The 11648-nt window shown below is 64.1% G+C and carries 11 protein-coding genes and 1 pseudogene; 2 read left to right on the top strand and 10 right to left on the bottom strand.

Features of this window, described 5'->3' with window-relative positions:
* Positions 1–1716 (top strand): acetolactate synthase catalytic subunit (locus tag BRAO375_RS15835; RefSeq protein ID WP_035640565.1); only part of this gene is annotated, 1716 nt, incomplete at its 5' end.
* A gap of 8 nt (positions 1717–1724) precedes the next feature.
* Here the strand turns inward: BRAO375_RS15835 and BRAO375_RS15830 are convergent.
* The 5 genes from BRAO375_RS15830 to BRAO375_RS15810 all read right to left on the bottom strand — a co-directional run bounded on the left by BRAO375_RS15830 (position 1725) and on the right by BRAO375_RS15810 (position 6894).
* On the bottom strand, positions 1725–2519 hold the full coding sequence (locus tag BRAO375_RS15830) for an SDR family NAD(P)-dependent oxidoreductase (protein WP_009028472.1): 795 nt from the start codon (positions 2517–2519) through the stop codon (positions 1725–1727).
* Positions 2520–2521: 2 nt separating this feature from the next.
* Positions 2522–3310, bottom strand: a complete 789-nt coding sequence (locus tag BRAO375_RS15825) for a cyclase family protein (RefSeq protein ID WP_349546049.1) — start codon at positions 3308–3310, stop codon at positions 2522–2524.
* A 232-nt stretch (positions 3311–3542) separates the two neighbouring features.
* Positions 3543–4394, bottom strand: a complete 852-nt coding sequence (locus BRAO375_RS15820; RefSeq protein ID WP_009028470.1) for a GntR family transcriptional regulator — start codon at positions 4392–4394, stop codon at positions 3543–3545.
* Between the two features lie 59 nt (positions 4395–4453).
* Positions 4454–5734, bottom strand: a complete 1281-nt coding sequence (locus BRAO375_RS15815) for an aminotransferase class I/II-fold pyridoxal phosphate-dependent enzyme (RefSeq protein WP_009028469.1) — start codon at positions 5732–5734, stop codon at positions 4454–4456.
* Between the two features lie 386 nt (positions 5735–6120).
* A complete protein-coding gene (locus tag BRAO375_RS15810; RefSeq protein ID WP_009028468.1) occupies positions 6121–6894 on the bottom strand; it encodes a helix-turn-helix transcriptional regulator in 774 nt (257 codons plus the stop codon).
* A gap of 677 nt (positions 6895–7571) precedes the next feature.
* Here BRAO375_RS15810 and BRAO375_RS15800 point away from each other — a divergent pair.
* On the top strand, positions 7572–8291 hold the full coding sequence (locus BRAO375_RS15800; RefSeq protein ID WP_244423202.1) for an acyl-homoserine-lactone synthase: 720 nt from the start codon (positions 7572–7574) through the stop codon (positions 8289–8291).
* Positions 8292–8330: 39 nt separating this feature from the next.
* Here the strand turns inward: BRAO375_RS15800 and BRAO375_RS15795 are convergent, their stop codons facing one another.
* The 5 genes and pseudogenes from BRAO375_RS15795 to BRAO375_RS15775 all read right to left on the bottom strand — a co-directional run.
* A complete protein-coding gene (locus tag BRAO375_RS15795) occupies positions 8331–8549 on the bottom strand; it encodes a DUF2274 domain-containing protein (protein WP_009028466.1) in 219 nt (72 codons plus the stop codon).
* 5 nt (positions 8550–8554) lie between these two features.
* Positions 8555–9760 carry a TraB/TrbI/VirB10 family type IV secretion system protein gene (locus tag BRAO375_RS15790; RefSeq protein WP_009028465.1) on the bottom strand — a complete coding sequence of 402 codons (1206 nt, stop codon included), beginning with the start codon at positions 9758–9760 and terminating at the stop codon, positions 8555–8557.
* Entirely contained in the window at positions 9760–10725 is a 966-nt protein-coding gene (gene trbG / locus BRAO375_RS15785; RefSeq protein WP_009028464.1) for a P-type conjugative transfer protein TrbG, read from the bottom strand. The genes BRAO375_RS15790 and trbG overlap by 1 nt, the downstream gene beginning before the upstream one ends.
* Positions 10722–11405: a conjugal transfer protein TrbF gene (trbF, locus tag BRAO375_RS15780; RefSeq protein ID WP_009028463.1), complete on the bottom strand. Its 684-nt coding sequence runs from the start codon at positions 11403–11405 to the stop codon at positions 10722–10724. The genes trbG and trbF overlap by 4 nt, the downstream gene beginning before the upstream one ends.
* Position 11406: 1 nt before the next feature.
* Positions 11407–11648, bottom strand: a pseudogene (locus tag BRAO375_RS15775) (P-type conjugative transfer protein TrbL); the annotation flags it as partial.

Here is an 11648-nt window from a genome sequence, read left to right as displayed (position 1 = left end):
GTCACCGTCGCCGAGCGAATCGCGCTGGCTCTCAAGCGACACGGCGTCGAGATCATCTTTGCCCAGAGCCTTCCTTCGGCCGTCATCCTGGCCGCCGAAGCCATCGGGATCAGACAGGTGGCCTACCGGCAGGAGAATATGGGCGGCGCCATGGCAGATGGCTATGCCCGCATGTCCGGCCGGATTGCCGTCGTTGCTGCGCAGAACGGCCCTGCTGCAACCCTTCTGGTGCCGCCGCTGGCCGAAGCTTACAAGGCCAGCATTCCCGTGGTGGCCCTGGTTCAGGACGTCGAACGTCCTCAGCTGGACCGCAACGCGTTTCAGGATCTCGACCACATGGCGTTGTTCGCGCCGTGCGCCAAGTCGGTCCGTCGCATGCTGACCGCTGATCGCGTCGACGACTATGTCGATGCAGCCTTTGTTGCCGCCGGAAGCGGACGTCCCGGCCCGGCAGTTCTGCTTCTGCCCGCCGATCTGCTGCGCGAACGCGCCATCACACCGCGACTGCAGCGGAACGCCAACTACGGCCAGTGGCCGATCGACCGGACTGGACCTTCGAAAGAGCTTATCGAAGCCGCGGCCGACCTGATCGCCGCAGCTCGTGCACCTGCCGTCATCGCAGGTGGCGGCGCCACGTCCAAAGGTGCTGCCGAGGCGCTGGCCCAGCTGCAGGACATCGCCCACCTGCCCGTCTTCACGACCAACATGGGCAAAGGCAGCGTCGACGAGCACCACCCGCTGTCGTGCGGCGTTCTGGGAGCCCTGAACGGGCCCGGCTCGCTTGGACGGCATACACGCCGGCTGCTCGACGCGGCCGATACGGTCCTCCTGGTGGGCTCCCGCACCAATCAGAACGGAACCGACAGCTGGCGGCTGATCCCGCCGAGCGCAAAGGTCATCCATATCGACATCGATCCGCAGGAGATTGGCCGCAACTACGAAGCGCTGCGTCTGGTCGGCGATGCAGCCACGACGCTGAAGCTGTTATGTTCGGCGATACAGGCCCGCGATCTCCGAATGCGGCAGCGACAACGGGGGGAGCTCGAGAGTCGGATCGCCGCGGCATGGCGGCAGTTCGAGATCGACCGTGGTCGGGTCAGGGACACGAACTTGTCGCCCATCCGTCCTGAGCGGATCATGAAGGAGCTTCAGAGTCACCTAACGTCTGAGACGGTCGTCGTCGCGGATGCAAGCTATGCCTCGATGTGGATCGTCGGGCAGTTGCGTGGCCTGCGGACAGGGATGCGCTTCATCACGCCGCGCGGACTGGCCGGGCTCGGCTGGGGCCTGCCTCTGGCCATCGGTGCCAAGCTTGCCGACCCTCATCATCCCGTCGTAGCGGTGGTGGGGGATGGCGGATTTGCTCATAGCTGGGCCGAACTCGAGACCATGGTTCGCAGCCGCATCGCCGTGGTCGTCATCGTCCTCAACAATGGCGTTCTTGGCTATCAGAAGGACGCCGAGACCGCGAAGTTCGGCCGGTTCACCAGCGCTTGCCATTTTAGCTCGGTCTCTCATGCCGAGATCGCGCAAGCCTGCGGTTGCGCCGCCATTCGGGTCACCGCCCCCGGCGAGCTTGCGACCGCGCTGGGGACCGCACTGACCGCCGAGCGCCCCTGGCTGATTGACGTGATCAGCGCAGCTGATGCTCACCCGCCCTTGTCGCTCTACGATGGCACTCTCGACCAGCCCGAATTGGTCGAGCCGGCGGTGTGACCGTCCGCTCAGGCGGCGAATTCACCGCCGGTGACATCGAGTGTCGCCCCGGTCAGGAAAGCCGCAGCCGGTGAGCTGACGAGAAAGCCGACGAGACCTGCAACCTCGTCGGCCGTTCCAAAGCGCCCAAGCGGGATCCGGCTGAGCGCAGCACGATTGACCTCGCTGTCCGCAGGCCCGGTCATGTCGCTCAGGATACGGCCAGGGGCAACACAGTTGACGGTGATGCCAAACGGAGCGAGGTCGCGGGCAGCGGCGCGGGTGAGACCCACAAGACCTGCCTTTGACGCCGCGTAGTGCAGCCCCGCTATCTGGGGGATAGCGCGTCCCGCAAGCGAGCCAATGTTGACGATCCGTCCCACACGCCGCTGGATCATGGCCGGCGCAACCAGACGGGTCAGCATGAAAGGTGCGTTCAGATTGACAGCAAGGACGTTCTGCCATTCCTCTGATGAGGTCTGCGTCATCCACGGCGATCCCGGGTCGCTGCGCTTGGGTGAGATGCCGGCGTTGTTCACCAGGACGGTCACATCGTCCCACCGCCGGCGCACCCGATCGACGAACGCTGCCATCTTCTCTAGACACCTCACATCGATCGCTTCGGCCATCACCCGAGCTTGATCGGCACTGAGATGATCGAGAGCTCTCGCGACGTGATCGTCCTGTCTGGCCACGAACGCCACGCGAAAGCCGTCTTCAAGAAGACGGCGCACGATGGCCAGACCAATGCCGCCGGAGCCCCCTGTGACCAGCGCCACTCTGCCGTCAGCCGCCGCGCTCGATGTGCCCCGCGCTTCCGACATGATCAGACCGTCGCGACGGGGGTGACGGGAGATCCGACCGCACCGGGCAATCGCAACGGCGGAGCTGTGAGAAGAAAGCAGCTTCGCTCGTGACGTCGCAACCACGCGGCAAGCTCAGACAGGTACCAGAGCTCGCCGAGTGCGATCCCGGCCTTGAACAGGCAGAACTCGTGGAGCGGCAGCGTCGCGCGACGATCCAGATCAGCGGGGCGCGCTGGCAGGGCTTCGACGCCAATGTTGTCCGAGATCAGGGCCGACAAGCCGCTGTCATCGATCCAGCCGAGAAGCTTCCGGTCCCGCCCATCCAGCTCCGGGCAGCGGGCAGGATGCGCATCACCAGGATCGAGAGCGCCCGAAGCTGCGAGGACGCGATCACCAAAACCCGAATACAAGCAGACCAGGTCGCCCCGTTCGACCTCTACCCGGTCTGCTTCGATGATCCGCATCAGATCGTCGTAGCCGACCAGGTGTCGATCGTGCCCGAGGTGATGACACAGATCAATGAGGACACCCCGTCCCTGGATGCAGGCGCGCGCCATCGTGTCGACACCGAGTCGGAGCGTTCGCGCCGCTCCTGTCTCGGGATCAGGCGCAGCAACGTCGCGCCCGGCGCGCCAGCCGTTATAATAGAGCGGCTCCGGGACGCCGTCGTCATCGGCATCAAAGCTCTGCCCGACATGGGCGAACGTATCCCAATGCGTCGAATACTGCGTCGCAAGCGTGACCACGTCGTCGCTCACGATATCCGTTGCCCCGGGCTGCTCGTTGGCAAGTGGATAATTGTAGTTCAACGTGCCGTCCTCGCCGCGGGCAAGAGCCGAGAGCCGGGGTGGATGTCGAAGACGGTGGATCACGGTCCCACCCGGCAGGTTGAGAGGAAGGCTGAGACAGAATGTCAGTCCCTCCTGGACGCACCGTGCCGCCCGCCTGCGGACCTCCGGAGTCAGATAGTTGAGGCGGCCCAGCTCGTCATCGTCACCGAAATCTCCCCAGTTCGAGCCGATCGGTCGCCTTTGCCAGCGCCTAAACATGATGAGCCCCCGATTGGATATGGCCTGCGGCCACAGAGGTGGCGTTTGGCACGAGCGGCGGTGCTGCGAGCTTGTTTTCCGGCTCGATGTAGCGATAGAGATCGCGGCATTCGATCTCGCCGATCACAGCCCGCTCGGCCCTCGGCCGGTCACGCTGGCCGATCGCTTCAACGATGTCGCCGAGCCGCATCGTCAGCTCTCGTCGGGTGGCATCGTTCTCAATCTTCTGAGTGAAGGTCGGGCCAAATCGGCACCAGATTCTGTCGACGAACATCGATAGGACACTCGGTTCCGACAATCCGAGAAGTGCCCTGCGCAACGCCCAGACCGCGGACGCGAACTGCACCGCCCGAGCTGACTCGGCGGCCCTGCAGATATCGGTGTGGAGCAGCTTGAAAGTTCGCCAGTCGGCCTTGCGGTGCATCTCAGCAGCCGTCGCAAACGCCAGTCCTTCGACGGCGAGGCGGAGGCGGCAGAGTTCCTCCAGCTCGGCAGCTCCGAGGATCGGCACGATGACACCGAATTCGCGGCTCTGTTGGAGAGCCTCTGCGGCTGCAAGGCGGGACAGGGCGTCCCTGACAGGGGTCGGGCTCGTTCCGAGCCGACGTGCCAACTCGCCCAACGTCATCTGCTGACCCGGGCGGACTTCACCTACGATGAGCATGTGGCGAAGCCGCGTGAATGTGCCCTCGGCCAGTGATGCGGCCGGAACGCGCGGAGCCTGCGCCACCGTACGACCTACGACCAGCTGATGTTTGCCGGGCGCACGGAGCAGCCGGCCTGTCCTGCCCCAGCGAGCGCGCTCGGCGCTCGCATTGAACCGATCATCATCTCTTCTGTGCATCACGCGTCTCCAGCGGCCACACCTCAGGCTGTGAACTTGAGCAGTCTGGCTCTTGGTGATCAGGCCGAGGCGGCCATGGCTTCCGGCTGCCGGAGGCCGGCGGGGCTCTTGCCCAGAATGCAGGCGCACAGCCGCTCGATGTCTTCGACGTCGTGATCGGCCGTCAGACAAACCCGGATGCCCGCCTTGCCCTGGGCGACCGTCGGAAAGAAGGTGACGGAGGTGTAGAAGCCCGCATCGAGGAACTCACGCGCCATGGCGATGGCAGCCGCCTCGGAGCCAACCGTGATCATCCGGATCGGCAGCGAATTGCCGCTATCGGCCGTCGGAATGCGCCGATCGAAAAGGTTGATGCGCTGGGCCAGCCGACGCTGTCGCTGGCCAAGCTCCGCAGAGCGGTGAATTCTGCAAGAGCCGAGAGCTGCCCCGACCGCGGCCAGGTTCGCAGCAGCCGAGAACGCGTGCGGAAGGGCATAGCGGCGGAACAGCGCTTCCTGCTCTGCTGTTCCCAGCATCAGAACGCCACCGGACGCGCCGAATCCCTTGCCGAGCGACGCCGCAATGATGGTGCGATCGCCAATGTCGGCGCCGAACTGAGAACGCGCGAACCCTTGGCCCTGATTACCGAACAGCGACACGCCATGGGCGTCGTCGATATACAGGAACAGCCCATACTGCTGCTGCAGCCGCAGCAGTTCCGGGATCGGTGCATGTCCGCCCATGGAGTAGACGCCGTCACAGACATAGGCGACCACCGGCTGTTCGCGGCAGAGCTTCTCCAGCGCGGCAATGTCGTTGTGGGCAATGGTCTCGACCCGGGTCTCGTCGGCGACCACCGGCTTGTGATAGGCGAGAGAGATGTGGGCAAGACGATCGAAGGCCACGACCGGCTTGACGCCGCCGGTCAAAAGGCCGGAGGCCAGAATCGGCATGGCACCGAGATTGGCCAGCATCACGGTCGAGAAGGCGATCACCCGCGCGGAAAACATCTCGGAAAGCGTGGCTTCCAATTCCGAGAGCAGGTCGAAGTTGAGGCGCGTGCGTGCGCAGGACCAGTGCACGGAACGGTGCGCCTCAATCGCGTCAATCGCACCGGACACGATCACCGGATGATTGTCGAGCCCGAGATATGAGCAGCGAACGAAGTCGATCGCGTGCGGCCTGTTCTGGAGATCGCCGACACCGAGCGCAACGGCGCGGCCGCGCAGCGAACGCCCATAGACAGCCATGAGTCCGGCGTCATGTGCCGCATCGAAATGCGACCTGCTCTCGTTGATCACATAAGCGGTATTGCGAAAGCGCCCTACCGGATGAGAATTGCCAGACAGATCCTGTTGCATGATATCGTTTCCTCGTTCGCCGCAGGTGACCGACTTGTATTCATGTGCATACGATTAGCTTGGCCGATTGATCGCTCCCGTCGCCCGTCAGGCTTGCGGCGCGATGTGTCCTCATTGGTAGATCACGCTGGCTTGTTTGTGCAGCTACCAACCTAGATAGCGGACGGTCACCCATCAGGTGCCGGATCCCGGGCCGCTTGGCTCCGCGGATTGCTCACCGGCAAGCACGGGTCGGGCGAGCGCGGCGGCCGCGCAGGTCGGCACGGGCAATCACTGCAGCGGTTTGCGATCAACTCAGGGACGGGCCTGCAAAGGAGGCGTCTGTCAACAGACACGCCGAAGCGGCGTTCGGTCACCAATCAGACAGGAGGGGAGCCGCTTGGGCCCTAGTCGGCGGCCTCGGTCCACTCCGGCAGGGACGAGTCGGACAGGCCCGGGATTTCGATCAGACCGAGCTTTATCGCCTTGACGACAGCGACTGTCCGGCTGGTCGTCTGGAGCTTTCTCATGACTTTCTTGATGTGGAAATTAATCGTGTTCTCGCTGATCTTGAGAATGATGCCGATGTCCCAGGAGGTCTTGCCCTCTGCTGTCCACCTCAGGCATTCGCGTTCGCGTTGCGACAGCGTGATCGCCTTGTTGTCGACCGCCGGGCGGGACAGCTCCCCGAAGGCGACATGGAACTGACACGCCAAGGCGTGAAGACGCCTGATCTGGCGGACGGGATCAGCATCATCGAAACGGGATGCGAATGAAAGAACGGCGATGCGTCCCGATGGCCCAAACAACGGCACGCTCACCCCGTGCTTGAGACCTGCGTCGCGGCTCTCATGGATGACCAATCGCTCGCCGGCCTGGAGCCGCCTCTGCTTGAGCAGTTGATCCCACATGAATGGCTTGCTGTGAGACGCAGCTCGCCGGACGACCGGATCGATCTCATAGTACTTGCGCTCGAAATAGTGCTTGCGCCACTCGAGCGGAAAGTTGAGAGCGATGGCTGGCATCGGATGCTCTGCCAGCCGCTCCGTCTCTTCGTAATTCACGGCGCCATAAGCCACCTCGCCGAAGCCTTCATCGGCTGCGGAACCGACGAGAAGATCGAACAGGTCGGACAGCGACTGCGTACGATTTGCACAATCGATGAAGCTGAAGAGGTCCATGGCTACCTCACGGCAGACAGAGCTGCGCAAACTTCTGACCAGATGTGATCGTGAAAGCGAATCCGTCCCGACGTCCCGATCGGCGATAGTCCGCTGTTGCCTCCTCGTCGGCCTCCATCAAGGCGAGAAGCAGGCGCTTGCTTGTCCGAACTTCAACCCAACCTGAGGTAGACCGTACCATCATACACTCCATCGTGCAATTGACGATCACATGCGTTTCATCATTCGGAAGCGGTCACCTCACATGCCTTGCCATCCGCCAGGCTCGCCGCTCGGACCATCTTGCCGCGCCGGCCGGTCAGGCCGCTTGCAATAGGCTGTAAAACAATCCTTTTCGGGCCCGCTCAGGATACAGGGGAATTCAGGGCATGGGTGACATAAGGGACGTGCCCGCGTGAGGCCTTTGTCTTGGCATACAGCACCGGCTGCTCAGGCTTCGGGACTATCCCGAGCTGGCTCGTCATTCAGCCAGGGTGAGCCTTGTAAAAGTCAAGATCCTCACCGCACCACAACTCAGAATTGCGTCTAATTGTAGGTGATATTGGGGCGTGGCAGATCTTGTCGACTGAGACGTCGACGCAGCCGCTCTCGAATGAAGCAGCTACTCGACTAGGTAGCTCCCTGGCCGGCGCTGTACCGATTAGTCTCCACCTCGCTGTCATGTAGCTTAGTGGAAGATGGTCATGCGTACCGTTTCAATCAGCTGGGAGACCGTCCATCGGCATGGCGAGGCGTGGATCTCGCACCATCGGCTGCGGTACAGGATGTTCGTCGAGCGCCAGGGGTGGTCCGTGCCTCATTTTGAGTGCATGGAGTATGATGAGTTCGATACGCCGGCGGCGACCTATATCCTCGTCATCGACGAGCACGATCAGGCTCTGGGCACTGCACGCCTGATTCCGACCACGCGTCCCTACATGGTCGAGTCGTTGTGGCCCAACTTGGTGGAAGGCCTGCTGCCGCATTCCGACCAGGTCTGGGAAGCGTCGCGGTTCGGCTGCGATCGAGCGCTCGGCGCCGGCGGACGGCGTCGCGTCATCGGTCGACTGATCCAGGCCTGTCAGGAGTTCGGTGTGGCCCACGGGATCACATCATATCTCGGCGTGATGCCCAGCTGGGTATTTCAGAACGTCATCGCCGCGCATGGCTGCCCGGTCCAGCCGCTTGGACCTGCGATGTCGATGCACGGGCACGCCATTGAAGCTGCCTCGATCGAGGTCTCACCGGCGGTTCTCGATCTCGTTCGCGCCCGTACAGGACTCCGCCAGGCTCTGCAGGACGCCGAGCTGCCCAAGGTTGGCGCCGCCTCCCTCTCGCCGTCCCTCGCAGGCGGCGTACGGCCGGAGCAGAACAGGCTGGCGACGGTAGCGACAACTACGCTCGTGTCCGCTCCCTGAATCGGCCTCAGGCGCGCGTCCTATGAGGAGGTCAGCGCTTCAGCGGCCACGCTTCGATCTGGCAAACGCCCTGTCGGTGGCCATGAAGCGCGTCACCATGACGGCAACCAGCTTGGCCGGATCCGGAGCCGGCTGTCCTGCATCCTGCGACAGCAGCTTCGCATAGGCCAGCAGATCCCGATGGACGATGGCCGGCAACTCGACAGTGACCCTGACAGGCTTTTCATCCGGCAGCGTGGATATCTTCAGTTTCGGCATTCGTCTCACCCTTGATACGGCTCGAGCACGAGGTCACGATTGACAATCACGCGGACCGGAAAGCCTGGCCTCACCGTCAGAGTCGGCTGCACGTTCATCTGCTGGCCAACGAGCTCTTGACCTGTGCGGCTCATGGCGCTGCCAAAACCCTGGCGCAGAGCCTGAATGATCGCGGCGTTGTTGGTATTTGGATTGCTGCCGGCATTGACCTCGCTTCCCACCGAGAGCAGCGACGAGAGCAGGGCCGCGCCGAGCAACTGGCGCCAATGATTGTCGACCTCGTCCGACAGACCTGAGTAGCCTGCCGCGTCGGCGCCCTGCTGCCGTTCCAATATGATCGAACGGCCGTTGGGGAGGATGAGCCTGGTCCAGACCAAGAGCACGCGCGATTGGCCCGCGGTCACCTGGCTGTCGTAGAGCCCGATCAGCCGTGCTCCCTGCGGGACAAGCAGGAAGCGCCCCGTCGGGGAGTCGAACACGTTCTCGGTGACCTGGGCGGTGATCTGCCCCGGCAGGTCGGAGCGGATGCCCGTGATCAGGGCGCCAGCGATGACGGTTCCGGCCTGGACCACATAGGGGGATGCCGGCCGGCTGACGCGATCCGGACTCGTGGTGCGGCGATCGACCGGAGCATTGACAAAGGCCAGCTTACGATCCTGCCCGTTCTGGGTGAGCGCATCATCAGAAGCGGACACCCCGCCGGTGCGATCGCTGGTCTGAGCCGGGCCTGCCGCCGTCTCGGGTCCACGAACACTGACGCTCGCAAACAGGCGGCTCACGCGAGCGGCTTCCCGCTCCTGCTCATGGCGGAGCTGCTCCTGATCGGGCACGGCAGCGCGTGCCTGACCCTGGGCAGCCACGATCGGCCCGCCGAGATCACCGGGCAGCGGCGGTCCGATCAGGGGAACGTTGCTGGGAAAATTGGCGTAGTCACGCGGCAACGCCGAAAGCCCGTCGGCAATGTCGTGATGATCGGTGCTGTAGTGCTCGGTTGAAGCCGGCTTGCTCGGCTTGCTGGTCTGCAACGTCCAGACGCCCGCGCCTCCTATCAAGAGCAGCGCCACGGCACTGGCACCGGCGAGGACATTGCGCGACAGCCGAGTGACCGGCGGAAGATCTCCTTTCAAGCGCATGCTTCTGGTGCGCCGCTCAGCGTTGCCGACAGCGGACGGTGCCTGCGATGTGGAAGCCTCCGCCTGCTTCTCGCTCATCACCGGGAGGCTCCGTCGGTTCTGACGATCCTGACCTTGCGCTGCTCGTCGCCGCCGAGGCGCAACTCGGCTGCAGCAAACAGCCGATCAACGATCATGGTGTTGCGGAACGCACGGGTGTTGACGATCTCCGGGGCGCCATCGCTGCCGGTGACGAACAACGGCGGCAATTCACCCTGGGCAATGCCAGGAGGAAACTCGATATAGACCTTGCGGCCATCGTCATAGGCGCCGACCGGCCGCCATGGCGGATCATCACCCTCGATGCGATAGCGGAAGCGCCGCAGCGCCGCGCTCGGCAGCTCCGGCCGCAACACGAGCTGACGGGCTCTCGTCTCCGCATTCTGCGGATAGTACCAGGCCACGGCCGGCATATAGGGCTTCTCCCTGGCACGCAGCTCGAGCAGATAGGTCCGCCGGTCGGTGTTCACGACGAGATTGGTCTCGATCGCCGCACGCGTCGGCTTGACCAGGATGTGGACACGGCGGGCATCGCCGACACCGCTCTCGGTGTCGCCAACCACCCAGCGTACGGTATCGCCCGCCGACACCGGACCCGACCCCGACAGCTGCTCACCTTCCTCGAGCATGATGTCGGTGATCTGCCCGGGCGCCGCATAGATCTGGTAGAGCGCTCCCGGACTATAGGCGTAGATCTGCGTCGCGTTGAAATAGCCCTTCTTTCGCGGCTCGACCCGGGCCGCACTGTTGGCCGTCTCGACGCGGTCGAGCGGATCCGCCTCTTCCTGGGCTCCCGCCTTGCCGCCAAGCGAAACTTTCCAGGGCGGTGGAAGATGCAGCGGCCGCGGCTTGTCGTCCAGAATGGCCGGCGCAGCCGCAGCCGGCGGTGCCTCGCTATCATAGCTGATGTTTGGCGGCTTTGCCGTTGTGCAGCTACAGAGCGGCAACAGCACCGCGGTGGCGATCACGCCGGCGCGTACGCTCCGGACCATCGGCATGCTCATTGCGACAGCTCCTTCGACCAGTTGATGGCGTGGACATAGATGCCGAGCGGGTTCTTGCGCAGGCGGTCCGCATCGTCCGGCGTGGCGAGCACGATGGTCAGGATCGCGCTCCAGCGTTCGGTCGCGCTCGACGCGCCATTCTCATAGCGCCGCTCGATCCAGGCGATCCGGAAACTGTCGGGCGAGGCGCGTACGACACTGGAGACCTCGACCGAGACCTGGATCCTGCCGAGCTTGGTAAAGGGGTCGTTGGAGCGGGCATAGTCATTCAGGGCAGCCGCGCCGCGGTCGGTCGTGAAGTCGTAAGCCCGCAGCCAATTCTGGCGCAGCACGATGCCATCAGCCGGGAGACCTCTCACGTCTTCGATGAAGCGGGCAAGATGGAAGGCGACCTGCGGATCGGTCGGCATGTAGTCGGCCACCGCAGGCGCGACCCGCTGGACGTCGCCGAGATGGCCAACCTCCACGACCCAGGGGGTCACCGTGCCGCGCGTCGCCTGCCAGATCAGGGCGGACGCACAGCCTGCGGCCAAGGCCAGGCAGCCGAACGCCATGAGACGCCAGTTCTTGGCCTGCACGCGCGCAGAGCCGATGCGCTCATCCCAGATCTGGGCCGCCTTCTGATAGGGCGTCACCGGCTCTGGCGTATGACCGTAGTGAACAGATGCGCGCTTGAACATGTCAGGATTTCCCCTCGGAGAGATCGACCGCGCTGCCCTGACCGCCGTGCTCGGCGTGGCGAACGGCCTGCGCCGTGACGGATGCGCCCTGATGAACGGCCCGCGCCGCCGTCATGCGCTCCGCCCAAACTGAAGAGCGCGAGCCCTGGTCATGGCCCGCCTGGTCCGAGCCGCCGACCTGGGCCGCGGCCTTCTGGCGCAGCGGACTGGCACTCGCTCCTGCTTCCCCGGTCGCCGAGCCGC

The organism is Bradyrhizobium sp. ORS 375, assembly GCF_000239775.1.
Lineage (GTDB): Bacteria > Pseudomonadota > Alphaproteobacteria > Rhizobiales > Xanthobacteraceae > Bradyrhizobium.
The sequence above is the reverse complement of the archived record's forward strand: the minus strand, read 5'-3'. Positions and strand labels throughout refer to the sequence as shown.